This window comes from Saccharothrix carnea (assembly GCF_003014735.1).
Taxonomy (GTDB): domain Bacteria; phylum Actinomycetota; class Actinomycetes; order Mycobacteriales; family Pseudonocardiaceae; genus Actinosynnema; species Actinosynnema carneum.
In genome coordinates, this window is sequence record NZ_PYAX01000001.1 from 239,553 (window position 1) to 256,641 (window position 17,089).

Sequence of the window (17,089 nt, forward strand, 5' to 3'; positions counted from 1 at the left end):
CCTCCTCGCGTCGATGTACCGCTCGTCGTCCGGTACCGCTAACGCCCGTCACGCCGCCTGGACCGCGCGTCCCGGTCCTGGCCTGCCTTTCGGGATTCGCGACGACGGTACTCCGACGGCGGAGCGTGACGACCGGCCATCCTCCGCTCGTCCACGGGCGGTGGCGCGGCCTTGCGGCTGCGCGGCGGCGGGGACGGCCGCACGGGACGGCGCTTCGGCGGCGGCTTGTAGACCTCGGGCGCGGGCAGCTTCAGCACGCCGCCGACCCTGCCTGGTCCGAGGGACCGCAGCGCCGAGACCGCTTCCGGCTCGTGCCGGGCGCAGTTGGCCAGGATGCCGAACACGAGCATCGTGGTGACGACCGACGTGCCGCCGGAGGAGATCATCGGCAACGTGATGCCGGTGACCGGCAGCAACTGCACGACGTAGCCGATGTTGATCGCGGCCTGCGCGACCAGCCAGACCGTCAGCGTCGCGGCCACCATCCGGATCCACGGGTCGGTGTTGCGTGCGGCGATCCGCAGGCCGACCACGGTGAGCAGGGCGAACAGGCCCAGCACCAGCACGCAGCCGATGAACCCGAGCTCCTCGCCGATGACGGCGAAGATGAAGTCGCTGTGCACGTTCGGCAAATAACGCCACTTCGAGCTGCCGTTGGTGAGGCCCTTGCCGAAGAACCCGCCCTCCGCCAACGCGTACAGCGCCTGCAACGCCTGCAGCCCGTCACCCTGCGGATCGGCGGCGGGGTTGAGGAACGTCTGCACGCGCTTGGACCGGTAGTCCGCGCCGAGGGCGAGGACGAGCGCGCCGGTCACCGCGCCGATCGCGATGATCCCGAAGATCCGCATGGGCGCGCCGACGAACCAGAGCAGGCTCATCAGCACGACACCCAGCGTGATCGTGCCGCCGAGGTCGGGTTGCAGCATCACCAGCGCGAACACCAGCATCGCCACGGGGACGACGGGGACCAGCAGGTGGCGGTACTGGTCCAGCAGGGCGCGCTTGGTGACCAGGACGTGCGCGCCCCAGAGCGCCAGGGCGAGCTTCGCGGGTTCGATCGGCTGGAACGAGATGGGCCCGACGGTGAACCACGACTGCGCACCGCTCAGCACCGTGCCGAGCGGGGTCAGCACGAGGACGAGCAGGACGACGGAGACGAGCATCGCCATCGTGCTGCCGTGCCGGATGGTGCGCAGCGGTATGCGCAGGACGATCAGGAAGACGATCGCACCGACGCCCACGTACAGCAGTTGCTTCTTGAACACGCTGTAGGCCGAGGCACCTTCGGCCACCTCACCCGGCGCGGACGCCGACAGCACCATGATCAGGCCGAGCACGGTCAGCATGCCGAAGATCGCGAGCAGCAGGTGGAAGTCCGCCAGCGGACGGCCGAGCCAAGCGGTCAACGACGTCCGCACCGCGACCACGCGCTTGGTGCGCTGCGCTCTGGGCGGTCGCTCCCCCACCGGCTTCCGGTCCACCGCAGTCATGCGCCCATCGTCTCCCGGCGACGGCGGCGACTGCCGACAATCGCCCGCGTGTCAGCGAGATTTATCCCCGCTTGACACCGGACAGGAAGGTCGCCATGGCCCGACCGCCGAACTCCAGCACCGGACCGGCCGCGTTCTTGCTGTCCCGGACCCGGAACGCGATTGGTGCCTCGTGCAGCACCGTAGGGGCATGATCTCTGCTGCGCTGGCTCGCGCCCACCACCTGCTGAACCAGGACATGCTGGGCTACCTGGACACCGTCGAACTGCTGACCAACGACCAGGACACCGACGAGAACACCGTGCTCGCCGTCGCCCGCACCGAAGTCCCCCGCCTGATCGCGGCGCTCAGGGGCACGTTGAGCGCGCACAAGGTCGACGGCTCGGGGCTGTGCCTGAGCTGCCGCAGCACCTGGCCGTGCCCGGTGATCGACCGCGCGCACACCTACCTCAAGGACCCCGACCGGATCCTCGACGATCACTGCCCGTGCTGAACCAGGCCGAGGACCGCGTCGGTGAACGCCTGGCCGCGATGGGCGTAGTCGGTGAACTCGTCCGTCGACGCCGCCGCCGGGGCGAGCACGACGGCGTCACCCTCCTGCGCCATCGAACGCGCGGCGCGCACGGCGTCCACCATGGAAGCCTCGTCCAGCACCGCCACCGGCACCGCTGGCGCATGCCGGGCCAACGCCGAGGCGATCACCTCGCGGTCCGCCCCGATCAACACCGCCCCGCGCAGCCGATGCCCCTCCTCGCGGACCAACTCGTCCACCGAAGCACCCTTGAGCAGCCCGCCGGCCACCCACACGACGCTCTCGTGCGACCGCAACGACGCAGCCGCCGCGTGCGGATTGGTGGCCTTCGAGTCGTTGACGTACGAAACGCCCTCGGCCGTCGTCACCAGCACGGCCCGGTGCGCGCCCGGCTTGAAGTCGCGCAACCCGCGAGCCACCGCCGAAGCCGGCACGCCGTGCGCACGGGCCAGAGCCGCCGCCGCCAGAGCGTCGGCGATCCCGGGCGGCCCACCGGGGTGCACGTCGGCGACCGGCACCAACACCTCGTCAACCGGCCCGAACGCCCGGTCGACCACCTGCCCGTCGTGCACGCCGAGCTGGCCTTCCTCCGGCGACCCGAGCGTGAAACCGACGTGCGAAGCAGCCGGCGACGAGGCCAGGAGCTCGGCGACCACCGGGTCGTCCACTCCGCCGACCGCGACCTCACCGGTCAGCACACCGGCCTTCGCCGCCGCGTACGCCTCGAACGTGCCGTGCCAGTCCAAGTGGTCTTCCGCCAGGTTCAGCAGCACCCCGGCGAACGGCCGCACGGACGGCGACCAGTGCAGCTCGACGCTCGACAGCTCCACCGCCAGCACCCGCCGCCCGGCCAGCAGCGCGTCCACCGCGGGCAGCCCGACGTTGCCGCACGCCACCGCGTCGATCCCCGCCGCACGCAGGATCGACTCCAGCATCCCGACCGTCGTGGTCTTGCCGTTGGTCCCGGTCACCGCGAGCCACGTCGGCGGGTCGGCCAGTTCCAGCCCCATCCGCCAGGCCAGCTCGACCTCGCCGATCACCTCGACGCCCGCCGCCGTCGCCGCCTCCAGCAACGGGCTGGACGGACGCCACCCCGGGCTGGTCACGACCAGGTCCGTGCCGGCCGGTGGCTCCACCAGACCGGGCGTCAGCGTCACGCCGGGCAGCAGCTGCTCCAGGGCGTCGAGCCGATCGGCCGAATCGTCGGTCACCGTGACGACCGCGTCCGCCGCCAGCAACGCCTCCGCCGCGGACCGGCCGGTCACGCCGGCGCCGACCACCAGCACGTGACGGCCTGCGAGGAATCCCATCGTCAGCTCTCGACCGCGGTCAGCCACTCGCTGTAGAACAGGCCGAGCCCGAGCATGCAGCACATGCCCGCGAGCAACCAGAACCGGATGATCACCGTGGTTTCCGCCCACCCGGCGAGTTCGAAGTGGTGGTGGAACGGCGCCATGCGGAACAACCGCCGTCGTGATGTCCGGAAGACCGCGACCTGCAGCACCACCGACAGCGCCTCGACCACGAACAGACCGCCGATGACGACCATCAGCAGCTCGGTGCGGGTGGTGATGGACAGGCCGGCGACCAGGCCGCCGAGCGCGAGCGAGCCCGTGTCACCCATGAAGATCTTGGCGGGCGCGGCGTTCCACCACAGGAAGCCGATGCAGCCGGCCATCGCCGCGGCGGCCACCAGCGCCAGGTCCAGCGGGTCGCGCACGTCGTAGCAGCCGGCCACGAGCAGGTTCGAGCAGTTGTAGCGGAACTGCCAGAAGCTGATCACGACGTAGGTGCCGAGCACCATCGCGGACGTGCCGCCGGCCAGGCCGTCCAGGCCATCGGTCAGGTTCACCGCGTTCGACCAGGCGCTGATCGCGGCGTAGCAGAACACCACGAACCCGACGACGCCGAACGACACCACGGTGATGTCACGCACGAACGACAGGTTCACCGAGGCGGGCGTGAAGCCCTCCTTGTTCGGGAACTGGATGACCAGGACCGCGAAGATGATCGTGGCCACGAACTGGCCGACCAGCTTGGCGGTCTTGTTCAGGCCCAGGTTGCGCTGCTTGCGGATCTTGATGAAGTCGTCCAGGAAGCCGACGACGCCCAGCGACGTGGTCAGCATCAGCACCAGCAGGCCGGACGCGCTGGGCGTCTGGTCCTGCGCGGACGCCGACATGGAGTTGACCAGGTGCGCGCCGAGGTAGCCCGCCCACATCGCGACCAGGATCGCGACGCCACCCATGGTGGGCGTGCCGCGCTTGGTCTTGTGGCTCTGCGGCCCCTCTTCGCGGATCTCCTGGCCGAACCCCTGCCGGGAGAAGATCTTGATCAGGTACGGCGTCAGCATGATCGACGTGATCAGGGCGATGGCCGCCGCGATCAGGATGCTCTTCACTTGCTGACCGCCTCCAGGAGAGCCTCGGCAACCCGCCACAGGCCGTATGAGTTGGATGCCTTCACCAGGACGACGTCACCGGGCCGCACCTGGTCGCGCAGCAGCTCGACGGCCGCCGTCACGTCGGGCACCAAGATCGCTTCTTCGCCCCATGATCCTTCCAGGTGCGCCCCTTGGTGCATCGCGCGGGCGTCCTGTCCGACGACGACCAGCTTGTTGATGTCCAAGCGGACCGCGAGCCGGCCGATCTCGTCGTGCGCGCGGATCGAGTCCGCACCCAGTTCGGCCATCGGGCCCAGCACCGCCCAGCTCCGGCGGGCGGGCGTGGTGGCCCGGGAGATGGTGGCGAGCGACTTCAGCGCCGCGCGCACCGACTCCGGGTTGGCGTTGTACGCGTCGTTGACGACCGTCACACCGTCAGGACGTTCGGACACCGCCATGCGATGCGCGGACACCCGTTCGGCGTTGCCGAGGCTCGCCGCGATCTGCTCCGGGGTCGCGCCGAGTTCGAGCGCGATCGCGGCGGCGGTGAGGGCGTTGCCGACCTGGTGCGGTCCGTGCACGGCCAGCCGGACGTCCGCCTCGCCGCGCGGCGTGACGAGCGTGAAGCGGGCGCGGGCCTGGTCGTCCAGCTGGATGTTCGTGGCCCGGACCTGCGCGGACGGGTTCTCGCCGACCAGCACGACCTTGGCCTTGGTGCGGCTCGCCATGCCCGCCACGAGGGGGTCGTCGGCGTTGAGGACCGCGATGCCGTCCTCGGGCAGTGCCTCGACCAGCTCGCCCTTGGCCAGGGCGATGTTCTCCCGCGAGCCGAACTCGCCGACGTGGGCGCTGCCGACGTTCAGGACGGCGCCGACGCGGGGCACGGCGATCTTGCACAGCTCGGCGATGTGGCCGATGCCGCGGGCGCTCAGCTCCAGGACCAGGAACCGGGTGTCCTCGTCGGCGCGCAACGCCGTCCACGGGTGGCCCAGTTCGTTGTTGAACGACCCGGGCGGCGCGATGGTCGGGCCGAGCGGCGCCAGCACCTGGGCGATGAGGTCCTTGGTGGACGTCTTGCCGGACGAGCCCGTGACGCCGATGACGGTCAGGTGCTCCAGCCGGTCGGTGACGTACCGGGCGAGCTTCGCCAGCGCCGCCAGCACCGCCGCACCCGCGCCGTCCGTGTCGCCGGAGAGCACGTAGGCGTTGCCGCCGCCACGCTCGACGGGCGGCGCGATGACGGCGGGCGCGTCGACCTCACGCCCCGCCAACACGCCCACCGCGCCGTTCTCCACGGCCTGGGCGGCGAAGTCGTGGCCGTCGACCCGTTCGCCGGGCAGGGCCAGGAACAGGCCGCCGGGCGTGACCTTGCGGGTGTCGAACTCGACGCTGCCGGTGACGACCTCGGCGCCGGTGGCGTGGTGCAGCTTGCCGCCGACGACCTCGGCGATCTCGGCGAGGCTGAGCTGGATCACCGGGTGGCTCCTCTGATCGCTTCGGTCAGTGCGTCCACGTCGGAGAACGGGTGCACGACGCCCGCGACCTCCTGGCCGGTCTCGTGGCCCTTGCCCGCGACCACGACGACGTCACCCGCGTGGGCGAGGGACACCGCGTGCTCGATGGCCCGGCGGCGGTCGCCGATCTCCACGACCTCGCCGCGCTCGTCGTCCGGCACGGACAGCGCGCCGTGCAGCATCGCGGCCCGGATCTGTGCCGGGTCCTCGCTGCGCGGGTTGTCGTCGGTGACCACGAGGACGTCGCTGCGACGGGCGGCTTCCTCGCCCATGAGGGGGCGTTTGGCCGTGTCACGGTCGCCGCCGCAGCCGAGGACCGTGATGACGCGGCCGGTGGCGCGGGCGCGGACCGCTTGGAGGGCGAGCGCGACGGCCGCGGGCTTGTGCGAGTAGTCGACCACGGCGGTGAAGTCCTGGCCCTCGTCCACGCGCTGCATGCGGCCGGGGACCTGGACGTTCGCCAGGCCCTCGCGGATGGCGTCGAGCGGGACGTCCTGGGTGCGCAGGCAGGCGATGGCGAGCAGGGCGTTGGCGACGTTGAAGTCGCCGGGGAGGCTGAGCCGGACGTCGAGCGTGACGCCGTCCGGGCCGTGCGCGGTGAACGACTGCTCGCCGGTGGCGGACACGGTGGCGTCGGTGGCCGTCCAGTGCGCGGGCTTGGTCGTCGCGACCGTGATGGTGGCGTCCTCGACCAGGCGGGGACCCCACTCGCCGTCCACGCAGACCACCTCGGTGCGGGCCCGGCCGTCGAACAGCTCGGCCTTGGTCCGGAAGTAGTCCTCCATGTCCGGGTGGAAGTCCAGGTGGTCCTGGGAGAGGTTGGTGAACGCGCCGACCGCGAACCCGACGCCGCCGACCCGGCCCAGCCGCAACGCGTGGCTGGAGACCTCCATGACGACGTCCGTGGTGCCGCACTCGACCATCACGGCCAGCAGTGCCTGCAGGTCAGGGGCCTCGGGGGTGGTGAGGGCGCTGTCGAGCCTGCGGCCCGCGACGCGCGTCTCGACCGTGCCGATGAGCCCGGTGGCGCGACCGGCCGCGCGCAGCGCCGACTCGACCATGTAGCTGGTGGTGGTCTTGCCGGACGTGCCGGTCACGCCCCACACGGCGAGCTTGGTGGACGGGTCGCCGTAGACGCGTGCCGCGAGCCGACCCAGGACCGCGCGCGGGTCCGCGTGCACCAGCACCGGCACGCCGTGGACCTTCTCCGCGCCGGCGGCGTCGGTCAGCACGGCCACCGCACCGTGCTCCACGGCTTGGGCGGCGAAGTCGGCGCCGTGCACCCGCGTGCCCGGCAGCGCGGCGAACAGGTCACCGGGCCGCACGTGCTGGGCGCGCAACGTCACCCCGCTGACCTGGACGTGTGCCCGGTCGGGTGCGGTCAGGTGCGCGTCGACCGTGGCGGCGAGCTCGGACACGGCAACGGGCTGGGTGCGGGAAGGGCGAGGCGGAGCGGTCGCGACCTTGCCCTCTAGCTTGGCAGGCACGCGCGGAAGGCTACCGGCGCACGGAGAGTGTTCATCCGGCACGTCCACTCCGGACCGGCTCACCACGACCAAACCTGAACAGATTCCACGTAAGGGGAGGCGAGGAGCGGTCCGGCGGCGTCGACACGTCCCCCGGCGGAACGGCAGCGGCCGGTTGCCGGTCGAGGCACTAGACCACCAGGGGCACGATCGGGCTCTGCTCCGCCGACAACGGGAGCTGGTAGCGCTGCGTCAGGTAGGACGCGATGTCGTGGAACAGCGGCGCGGACGACTGCGGGCCCTCGGTCGGGTTGTCCAGCATGATGCCGACCACGAACCTGGGGTTGTCGGCGGGCAGGATGCCCGCGAACGTGATCCAGTACTGCGAGCTGCTGTAGCAGTCGCACTTCGGGTCGATCTGCTGCGCCGTGCCCGTCTTGCCGCTGATCTGGTACCCCGGCAGCGCCGCCGGCACGCCCGTGCCGCTCTGCGCCACCGAGTCCGGCCCCGGCGCCTTCTGCACGACCGCGCGGAACATGTCGCGGACCGTCTTGGCGGTCTGCGGCGACACGACCCGCTCGGTGTCCGCGGGGTCCATCTCCTTGCGGCTGCCGTCCGCCGACACCTCGGCGCGCACGATCCGCGGCGCGATGCGCACGCCGTCGTTCGCGATCGCCTGGTACATGCCGGTCATCTGCAACAACGTCATGTTCAGGCCCTGCCCGATCGGCAGGTTGCCGAACGTCGAACCGGACCACTGGTTCAGCGGCGGCACGTAACCGGACTCCTCGCCGGGCAGCCCCGACTGCGTCCGCTTGCCCAGCCCGAACTTGCGCAGCATGTCCGAGTACCGGTCCTGGCCGATCTTCTGCGCCGTCATCAGCGTGCCCACGTTGGACGACTTCGCGAACACGCCGGTGAACGTCATGTCCATCGGGCCGTGCTGCCACCAGTCACCGATCACCCGGTCGGCGACCTTGATCGAGCCGTCGACCCGCAGCACGCTGTCCGGTTGGTAGACGCCGTCCTCGATGGCCGTCGCGGCGGTCACGAGCTTGTTCACCGAACCGGGCTCGAACACCGACGTGACCGCGATGTTGCGCAGCTCGTCCTCGGTGGCGTTGCCGAAGTCGTTCGGGTCGAACGTCTTGTCGTTGGCCATGGCCAGGATCTCGCCGGTCCGGGTGTCCATCACCACCGCCGACCCGCTGCGCGCCTTCGACTTCGTCGTGTAGTCGGTGACCATGCGCTGCACGGCGTACTGCGTGTCCACGTCCAGGGTCAGCTCCAGGCTCTTGCCCGGCGTCGCGGCGGCCAGCTCGCGCGACCGGTCCGGCCCGGGGATCACGACGTCGTTGCCCTGCATGGTGTCGACGATCCGCAGGCCGTTGCGGCCGGCGAGCAGGTTGTCCTGCGCGATCTCCAAGCCGAGCAGGCCGTGCGTGGCGGGCGGTTCGGCGTCCTTGCGCCAGTTCGCCGCGCCGATGATGTTCGACGCCAGCTCGCCGTTCGGGTAGACGCGCACGGCCCGGTACTCGGAGCCGATGTTGTGGTACTTCTCCGTGATGACGGCAGCCTTGGCCGGGTCGACGTTGTCCACCAGCTCGACGTAGGTCGTGTCCTGGGACAGCTTCGCGAGCATGGTGTCCCGGTCGGTCTTCTGCCCGGCGACCTCCTTGCCCAGCGTCTGCTCGATGAACGCGGCCATGTCGGCGATGCGGTCGGAGAAGCTGCCGATCTCCGGGCGGGCTTCGAGCGCCTCGGCCCACTCCTCCCGCATCCGCTTGGGCACGACGTAGAGCGCGCGCGCTTCCACGCTGAACGCCAGCTGGTTGCCGTTGCGGTCCAGGATCGAGCCGCGCGGCGCCGCGATGTCGATCTTCGTGGCGCGTTGCTGCTCCGCCTGCGCGGACAACGCCTCCGCCTGGAAGCCCTGGACCTGCACCAGCTTGATCCCGGCCAGGAGCAACGCGCCCACCAGCAGCAGCCGGCCGACCGCGAGGCGGACCCGGCTGTTGCCGCCGCGCCGCTTGCGGGGTGCGGGGCCTCGGACGGACAACGGACGTCGCACGGGCCTGCCCCGACTCGGCCCCGGCATCACTGACCTCCTGGTACCGGCTGTGTCACGGATTCGTTCCTAGCCCTGCGGTGGCGTCTGCCCGCCACCCGCCTGCTGCGCGGCCTGGTCCTGGCCCTGCGCGGGCGGCTGGGTGGTCTGGCCCTGGGCGGGCTGCTCCTGGCCCTGGGCGGGCGGGGTGGCGGACGACGAGGTGGGCGGCGGTGGCGGCTGGACCGCGGACGGCTTGCCGTACACCTCGACCGTCCCGTCCGGCAGCTGCCGCAACCGCGCCGGGTCACCTGCCGGCACCAGGCCGAGCTTCGCCGCGGCGTCGGCCAGGCTCGCCGGCGACTCGGCCAGCGCGACCTCCCGCCGCAACTGGTCGACCTGCCGAGCGAGCCGGGTCTCCTCGGCCCGCGCGTCCTGCAACCGGTACGAGTCCGCGGTCGCCTGGGTCGCCAGCCACATGATCGCCGCGATGCCCGCACCGAGCACGACCATCACCATCACCACGAACGGCGCCTTGGGCGCCACCGCCGGTTGACGGGTCACCGCCGGACCGCGCTTCGGCGACGTGCGCTGCGCACGCCGCGCGTAAGCCCGCTCCGCCGCGGCCGAACGGCGGCGCTCCGCGGGCACGGCCTTCAGCGAGCGCTCACGGGGCTTGGACGACCTGGCCGAGGACGGTACGCCGCCGCCGGTCCGTGCCGGTGCGGTCATGTCGCCTCCCGGATGCGTTCCGCCGCTCTCAGCCGCACCGAGGCGGCCCTGGGGTTCTCTTCGATCTCCTGCTCGTTCGCCTGTTCGGCGCCCCTGGTCACCAGCTTCAGCTGGGGACCGTGCCCGGGCAGCTCGACCGGCAGGTCCTGCGGTGAGGTCGACGTGGCCAGCGCGGTGAACGCCCGCTTGACCATCCGGTCCTCCAGCGACTGGTAGGACTCCACGACGATCCGCCCGCCGACCGCCAGCACCGACAGCGCGGCGGGCAGCGCCAGGCGCAGCGACTCCAGCTCCTGGTTCACCTCGATGCGCAGCGCCTGGAACGTCCGCTTCGCCGGGTGGCCGCCCGTCCTACGGGTCGCCGCGGGCACCACGTCGTAGAGCAGCTCGACCAGCCGACCGCTGGTGGTGAACGGCTCGCGCTCCCGTTCCCGCGCCACCGCACCAGCGATCTTGCGGGCGAACCGCTCCTCGCCGTAGTCGCGCAGGATCCGGGTCAGGTCGTCCACCGAGTACGTGTTCAGCAGGTCCGCCGCCGTCATCCCGGTGCCCGCGCTCATCCGCATGTCCAGCGGCGCGTCCTTGGAGTAGGCGAACCCGCGCTCCTCGGCGTCCAGCTGGAGCGAGGACACCCCGAGGTCCATCAGGATCCCGTCGACCTTCGCGCCGCCGACCGCCTCGGCGATCCCGTCGTACGTGGTCTGCACGAACTCCACGCGGTCGCCGAACGGCGCCAGCCGCCGCCGGGACAGCTCGATCGCCTGTGGGTCGCGGTCCAGCCCGATCAGCCGGACCCGCGGATGCGCCTGGAGCACCGCTTCGGAGTGCCCGCCCAGGCCGAGCGTGCAGTCCACGAACACGGCGTCCCGATCGGCCAACGCGGGGGCCAGCAGGTCGAGGACGCGGTCGAGCAGCACCGGCACGTGACGCGCCTGCTCCACCATGTCCCCTCCCTCGATGGTCCCCCCTCACAAAGACAAGAAATTCGGGTGTCGTCAGGTCCCCGCCCGCCCGTCGGACCTGGCGCCGGGGAAGGTGCGCCAGGGCCGAAAGCCGAGCGGACCGAGGCCTCACGGCACCCGAAACCTCGAAACAAACGGCCGATCCAGCCGATCTAGAAGACGCCGGGCAGCACCTCCTCGCGCGCCGTGGCGTAACTGTCCTCGTGTTCGTCGAGGTAGCGCTGCCACGCCTGTGCGTCCCAGATCTCCAGCCGGTTGATCGCGCCGATGACCACGCACTCCTTGGTCAACCCCGCGTACCGCCGCAGCTCCGGTGCGATCGACACCCGGCCCTGCCCGTCCGGACGCTGCTCGTCGGTCCCCGCGAACAGGTAGCGCTGGTAGGCGCGGACGGCCTCGTTGGTGAAAGGAGCCTCCGCCACCTTGCGCGCCATCTGCTCGAACTCGGCCCGAGGGAACACGTAGAGGCAGTGGTCCTGGCCCTTGGTGACCATGAGACCCCCCGCTAGCGCGTCCCGGAACTTCGCAGGCAGCGTCAGTCGGCCCTTGTCGTCCAGCCTCGGGTAGTGCGTGCCCAGGAACACGGCGCCCACCTCCCGACGCCGGAAGCTTCACTTCCGACCGGCAGTGGAGCCCCCGTCTGCCCCACCGGCCGCCACAGTACCCCACTTTTCACCACAGTCAACGCTGAAACGGGTGGTTGCACGGGGCGTGCTGGAGCGTTTACGCAGGTAGAACGAAGATGGCCGGGGTGGAGCGTGGTGGGGGACGCCGAGCGCGACCACCTCCGCGGGTGAGCCGAACCGGCTCGAACTCCACCCGGTTGGCCCAGCGAAATCGGGCAAAACCGGTTCACCGGCACCACGGGTGGGGAATCGTGGAGGAGCGGGGTGAACCGACCGGACTCGCGGGCCGTGGAAACCCCGGGCCCGAAACTGTTCAATCGGTGTAGGGCGCTTCGCCCTGGTTTGACACACTGCGTGAAACGCTCACCGCCACCGCGAACCGGTCGCGGTAGGGCCGCGCCCTGCTCCAGGAGGTCGAGTGACTCCGAGTACACAGCCAGCCGCGCTGCCAGAACACTCCTACGGAGGCGGCGGCACGCCTGCGGTCAACCAGGTGCACAACCAGGCGAACAACGCGCACGGCAACCTCGTACCGGGCCGGCCGGAGGAAGCGCTCGGCGAGCTGCACACCGCGGTCGGGCGGATCGCCGCCAACGTGGAGAAGGTCATCGTCGGCAAGCCCGACGTCGTCCGGGTCGCGCTGGTCACCCTGCTGGCCGAGGGCCACCTGCTGGTCGAGGACGTGCCGGGCGTCGGCAAGACGTCGCTGGCCAAGGCGCTGGCCCGGTCGATCGACTGCACCGTGAGCCGCATCCAGTTCACCCCCGACCTGCTGCCCAGCGACATCACCGGTGTGTCGATCTACAACCGGCAGGACAACGACTTCGAGTTCCGCCCCGGCCCGGTGTTCGCCAACATCGTGGTGGGCGACGAGATCAACCGCGCGTCGCCGAAGACCCAGTCGGCGCTGCTGGAGTGCATGGAAGAGCACCAGGTCACCGTCGACGGGCAGACCTACCCGCTCGGCGCGCCGTTCATGGTGATCGCCACCCAGAACCCGATCGAGATGGAGGGCACCTACGCCCTGCCCGAGGCCCAGCGCGACCGGTTCACCGCGCGGGTCTCCATCGGCTACCCGGACCCGCAGGCCGAGCTCGCGATGGTGGACGAGCACGCGGGCCACGACCCGATGGCCGACCTGCGGCCGGTGTCCGACGCCGAGCAGGTGCTCAGGCTGGTCCAGGTGGTGCGGCGGGTGCACCTGTCGCAGGAGATCCGCCGGTACGCGGTGGAGCTCGTCGGCGCCACCCGGCGGCTGCCCGAGCTGCGGCTGGGCGCGTCGCCGCGCTCGACGTTGCAGCTGGTGCGGGCGGCACGGGCGCAGGCCGCGCTGGCGGGTCGCGACTTCGTGGTGCCCGACGACATCCACGCGGTGGCCGTGCCGGTGCTGGCGCACCGCCTGGTGCTGACCGCGGAGGCGCAGGCGGCCCGCCGTTCGTCGGCCGACCTGGTGCGCAACCTGCTGCAACGGGTGCCGGTGCCGCAGGCGGCGCTGGACCCGACCGGGCAGTTCCTGCACAACATCAACCCGAACAACCACCGCTGACATGCGCGGAGCCCTGTCCGGGCTGACCACCCGGGGCCGGTGCCTGTTGGCCGCGGGGTTCGCGGCCGGTTTGTGCGCGATCGTGCTCAACGAGCGCGACCTGCTGCGCGTGGCCGCGTTCGTGGTGGCCCTGCCGCTGCTGGCGGCCTGGTTGGCGCAGCGGGCCAGGATCGGCCTGCACGCGACCCGGATGTTGCACCCGAGCCGGGTCCAGGTGGGCTCGGCGACGGACGTGCGGGTGGAGCTGCGCAGCGCCGGCCGGTTGCCGACCGGTGGGCTGCTGCTGGAGGACGCGGTGCCGTACGCGCTGGGCGCGCGCCCGCGGTTCGTGGTGGAACGGCTGCCGCGCAACATCGTGACCGTGCTGCGGTACCCGCTCAAGCCGGTGATGCGCGGCGTGCAGCAGGTCGGTCCGCTGATGGCGCGGATCACCGACCCGTTCGGCCTGGCCGAGTTCGACCGCGAGATGGCGGGCCGCAGCCGGCTGGTCGTGGTGCCCCGCGTGGTGGCGCTGAACGGGTTGCCGAGCGGTTCGGGCATGGGCTCCGGCGACGACGGCTCGATCCGGCTGCGCGCCGGTCAGGGCGAGGACGACGCGGTGGTCCGCCCCTACCGGCACGGCGACGACCTGCGGAAGGTGCACTGGCGCTCGACGGCCCGGCGTGACGAGCTGATGGTGCGGGTCGAGGAACGGCCGTGGCGCGGCGGCACGACCGTGCTGCTGGACCACCGGCTGGTCGCGCACCGGGGCAGCGGTCCGGGCGCGAGCCTGGAGTGGGCGGTGTCGCTGGCCGCGTCGATCTGCGTGCACCTGCACCGGTACGGCCACCAGGTGCGCCTGGTCGGCGACGACGGGCGGGTGCTGGCGGGCGGTCCGGGCGGCAGCGGGTACAGCGACGCGGTGGTGCTGGACGCGCTGGCCGCGTTGCAGCCGTCGCACCGCCGTGAGCCCGCCGTCGGGTTGGACCCCGGTGCGGGCCAGGAGGTCATCGCGATCCTCGGCGGCAGCACGCCCGCCGTGGTGGACTCGCTGGTGCGCAACCGGCCGCGCGGTATGCGCAGCCTGGCGGTGGTGATGGACGTCGGTGCGTGGGCGTCGGCGTCGGAGGACCCGGCTCCCGACCCCGCCGACGCCCAGCGGTTGTTGAGCGGCGCGGGGTGGGGCGTCGTCGTGGCGCGGCCGTCCACGCCGATGGGGCAGGTCTGGCAGGAGCTGTGCCACAGCGCGGGCAACCGCGGCCCGGTGGTGCGCACGGAGGTGGGTTAGGTGACCGGCAGGACGACCGCCGTGGGCAACGACAACTGGGCGGTGAACGCGACGCCGGCGGTCGCGGGCCTGGCCACGCTGTGCGCGGCGACGGCGCTGTCCAGCGTGATCGACGGTGTGCTGTGGCTGGTGTACCTGGCCGTGGCGATCGCGGTGATCGGCGGCACGGGCGTGCTGCTGCGCGCGACCCGGCTGCCGGCGCCGCTGGTCGGTCTGGGGCAGTTCCTGGCGCTGCTGTGCCTGCTGGTGACGATCTTCACCCGCAGCGGTGTGCTGGTCGTGCTGCCCGGGCCGCAGTCGGTGCAGGACCTGTTCGCGGTGCTGGGCGACGCGATGGCCGAAGTGCAGACCGGTGTGCCGCCGGTGCCGGACAGCCCGGCCATGCGGTGCCTGGTGATGGTGGCGATCGGGCTGGTCGCGATCCTGGTGGACACCCTGGCGGTCGGTGCGGCGGCGCCCGCGGCGTCCGGGCTGGTGCTGCTGTGCGTGTTCGCGGTGCCCGCGTCGTTGGCCGACGAGATGCTGCCGCTGTGGACGTTCGTGTTCGGTGCGGGCGCGTTCGCGCTGCTGCTGGCCGTGGACGGGCAACACCGGCACGAGGCCTGGCGCGGCCGGTTGGCCGGTGGCGGGCAGAGCGGGTCGGGACCGGCGGCGACCGCCGTGGCGGGGTTGGCGGTGGTGGTGGCGCTGCTGGCCGGGGCGAGCCTGACCCTCGTGGGCACGGTCGGTCGGCTGCCGGGCACCGGTGAGGAGATCGGCGGCGGCACCGGTGGGCTGGGCATCGACCCGATGACGCAGTTGCGCGGCATGCTCAACCAGGGCGCGCCGCGCGAGCTGTTCCGGGTGCACGACATGCCGGGCACGTCGGCGTACCTGCGGGCGATGACGTTGCGCCAGTACGTGCCGGACAAGGGCTGGGAGCTGGGCGGGAACATGCCCGAGGGGGTGCCGGCCAACGGGCCGCTGCCCGGGCAGCCCGGCGACCCCGGCGACGGCGAGGTCGTCGACGTCCGGATCGAGCCGGTGAACTGGGTGGACAACTGGCTGCCGGTCTACGGCCGACCGCGTGCCGTCGAGGAGGTCGGCGACGACTGGAGGTACGACCCGGCGCGCGGGATGATCTACAGCGTCCGGGCGCGCAAGTCCGGTCAGTACACGCTGGAGACGGTGTTCGACGTGCCGTCCGCGGACACGCTGCGCAAGGCCGCCGGTCCGGTGGACGTCGACCAGTCGTACCTGGAGGCACCGGGCGTCGAGGGCCGGGTGGCGGAGTTGGCGCGGCAGATCGTGAGCGGGCACGACAACCAGTTCGACCAGGCGACCGCGTTGTACCACCACTTCACGGACGGCACGCAGGGCTTCGAGTACACGACGCAGACCTCGAACTCCGACACGTCCGTGGACGCGTTGGAGGACTTCGTGCTCAACGGCAAGAAGGGGTTCTGCGAGCAGTACGCGTCGGCGATGGCGATCATGGCGCGCTCGGTCGGCATGCCCGCGCGGGTGGCGCTCGGCTTCACCGCCGGGTACGCGACCGGTGACGTGCAGACGATCACGTCGCAGGACGCGCACGCGTGGGTCGAGATCTACTTCCCCGGCTACGGCTGGATGACGTTCGACCCCACGCCGCTGTCGGACGGTCGCGGCGTGACCCCGCCGTACATCTCCGGTCTGAACCCGGACGACGAGGAGGACGACCCCAGCGCGGGTGCGACGACGACCACGACCACGACGGTGGCTCCGGGCACTTCGGCGTCGGCGTCGGCCGTGCCGGACGCTCAGGGGCAGGACGGGTCGACCACGACGGAGGAGCCGACGCCGACGTGGCACTACGTGACGCTCGGGGTCGCGGCCCTGATCGCGCTGCTGGCGACGTTGGCCGTGCTGTTCGGCGGTGCGCGGCTGGCGCGGCCGGTGTGGCTGCGCTTGGCGGCGGTGGTGACGGCGTTGGTGGCCGGGGCGGTCACGCTGACGTTGGCCGTGGCGCTGCTGTCGTGGCTGGTGGCGGTGGCGTTGCTGGTGGTGCTGGTGGCGGCGACGCCGGCGGCCGTGCGTGCTTGGCGGCGGCAGCAGCGGTTGCGCGCGGTGGCCGGGCTGGGGCCGGACGCGGCCAGTGCGGCTTGGCAGGAGCTGGTCGCCGAGTCCGTCGACCGGGGTACGCGGGTGCCGAGCACGGAGACCGTGCGGGTGGCCGCGCGGCGGTTGGTGCGGGCGCACAACCTGGACGAGCAGGGGCGGGACGGGCTTCGCGCGGTCGTCGGCGCGGTGGAGCGGTCGTGGTACAGCACTCAGTCGGCAGCAGACCCCTCCCTGCCGGGCGCGGTGGACAACGTCCGCCAAAGCCTGACCCGCAACGCCCCACTCGCCCTGAAGGCCAAGGTCCTCCCCCGGTCCGTGCTCCAACCGAAGCCACCGGCCGACCCGGACTCGGACGAGTGATCTCGGAGCTCTCGGAGCTCTCAGCGGTGTGACGGCCCGAGGGCCGGGGGACAACCACTCCCCCGGCCCTCGCCCTTGCCGCACC

Annotated in this window: 14 protein-coding genes; 4 read left to right on the forward strand and 10 right to left on the reverse strand. The window is 71.8% G+C overall.

The annotated features are described in order from the left end of the window. Nucleotides 1–38: 38 nt before the first annotated feature. Nucleotides 39–1,490, reverse strand: coding sequence for a putative lipid II flippase FtsW (gene ftsW / locus B0I31_RS01150; RefSeq protein WP_106613413.1), 1,452 nt, complete (start codon nucleotides 1,488–1,490; stop codon nucleotides 39–41). 61 nt (nucleotides 1,491–1,551) lie between these two features. Beyond that, nucleotides 1,552–1,671, reverse strand: a complete 120-nt coding sequence (locus B0I31_RS01155) for a DUF397 domain-containing protein (RefSeq protein ID WP_245949576.1) — start codon at nucleotides 1,669–1,671, stop codon at nucleotides 1,552–1,554. 9 nt (nucleotides 1,672–1,680) lie between these two features. On the opposite strand from B0I31_RS01155, the gene B0I31_RS40305 reads away from it, so the two are divergent. Next, on the forward strand, nucleotides 1,681–1,983 hold the full coding sequence (locus tag B0I31_RS40305) for a hypothetical protein (protein WP_181319985.1): 303 nt from the start codon (nucleotides 1,681–1,683) through the stop codon (nucleotides 1,981–1,983). Here the strand turns inward: B0I31_RS40305 and murD are convergent. From murD to mraZ, 8 genes are all read right to left on the reverse strand, one after another. Next, nucleotides 1,968–3,332: a UDP-N-acetylmuramoyl-L-alanine--D-glutamate ligase gene (gene murD / locus B0I31_RS01160; RefSeq protein WP_106613414.1), complete on the reverse strand. Its 1,365-nt coding sequence runs from the start codon at nucleotides 3,330–3,332 to the stop codon at nucleotides 1,968–1,970. The two genes, B0I31_RS40305 and murD, sit on opposite strands and share 16 nt — an antisense overlap. A 2-nt stretch (nucleotides 3,333–3,334) precedes the next feature. Continuing rightward, complete coding sequence (mraY, locus tag B0I31_RS01165) at nucleotides 3,335–4,423, reverse strand: phospho-N-acetylmuramoyl-pentapeptide-transferase (protein ID WP_106613415.1); 1,089 nt, start codon at nucleotides 4,421–4,423, stop codon at nucleotides 3,335–3,337. After that, nucleotides 4,420–5,880 carry a UDP-N-acetylmuramoyl-tripeptide--D-alanyl-D-alanine ligase gene (locus B0I31_RS01170; RefSeq protein WP_106613416.1) on the reverse strand — a complete coding sequence of 487 codons (1,461 nt, stop codon included), beginning with the start codon at nucleotides 5,878–5,880 and terminating at the stop codon, nucleotides 4,420–4,422. The genes mraY and B0I31_RS01170 overlap by 4 nt, the downstream gene beginning before the upstream one ends. After that, nucleotides 5,877–7,406 carry a UDP-N-acetylmuramoyl-L-alanyl-D-glutamate--2,6-diaminopimelate ligase gene (locus tag B0I31_RS01175; RefSeq protein WP_245949577.1) on the reverse strand — a complete coding sequence of 510 codons (1,530 nt, stop codon included), beginning with the start codon at nucleotides 7,404–7,406 and terminating at the stop codon, nucleotides 5,877–5,879. Before B0I31_RS01175 ends, B0I31_RS01170 begins: the two co-directional genes overlap by 4 nt. Before the next feature lie 169 nt (nucleotides 7,407–7,575). Then, nucleotides 7,576–9,483: a peptidoglycan D,D-transpeptidase FtsI family protein gene (locus B0I31_RS01180; RefSeq protein WP_106613418.1), complete on the reverse strand. Its 1,908-nt coding sequence runs from the start codon at nucleotides 9,481–9,483 to the stop codon at nucleotides 7,576–7,578. 39 nt (nucleotides 9,484–9,522) lie between these two features. Then, on the reverse strand, nucleotides 9,523–10,164 hold the full coding sequence (ftsL, locus tag B0I31_RS01185; RefSeq protein ID WP_106613419.1) for a cell division protein FtsL: 642 nt from the start codon (nucleotides 10,162–10,164) through the stop codon (nucleotides 9,523–9,525). Continuing rightward, nucleotides 10,161–11,108: a 16S rRNA (cytosine(1402)-N(4))-methyltransferase RsmH gene (rsmH, locus tag B0I31_RS01190; RefSeq protein WP_106613420.1), complete on the reverse strand. Its 948-nt coding sequence runs from the start codon at nucleotides 11,106–11,108 to the stop codon at nucleotides 10,161–10,163. Before rsmH ends, ftsL begins: the two co-directional genes overlap by 4 nt. Before the next feature lie 170 nt (nucleotides 11,109–11,278). Then, a complete protein-coding gene (gene mraZ / locus B0I31_RS01195) occupies nucleotides 11,279–11,710 on the reverse strand; it encodes a division/cell wall cluster transcriptional repressor MraZ (protein WP_106613421.1) in 432 nt (143 codons plus the stop codon). A 535-nt stretch (nucleotides 11,711–12,245) separates the two neighbouring features. Between mraZ and B0I31_RS01200 the strand changes: the two genes are divergently transcribed. From B0I31_RS01200 to B0I31_RS01210, 3 genes are read left to right on the forward strand one after another with little or no spacing between them, the layout of a single operon-like run. Continuing rightward, nucleotides 12,246–13,298, forward strand: coding sequence for an AAA family ATPase (locus B0I31_RS01200; protein ID WP_425444337.1), 1,053 nt, complete (start codon nucleotides 12,246–12,248; stop codon nucleotides 13,296–13,298). Between the two features lies 1 nt (nucleotide 13,299). Continuing rightward, a complete protein-coding gene (locus B0I31_RS01205) occupies nucleotides 13,300–14,565 on the forward strand; it encodes a DUF58 domain-containing protein (protein ID WP_106613422.1) in 1,266 nt (421 codons plus the stop codon). Continuing rightward, nucleotides 14,566–17,004, forward strand: coding sequence for a transglutaminase TgpA family protein (locus tag B0I31_RS01210; RefSeq protein WP_106613423.1), 2,439 nt, complete (start codon nucleotides 14,566–14,568; stop codon nucleotides 17,002–17,004). The last annotated feature ends 85 nt before the right edge of the window (nucleotides 17,005–17,089 follow it).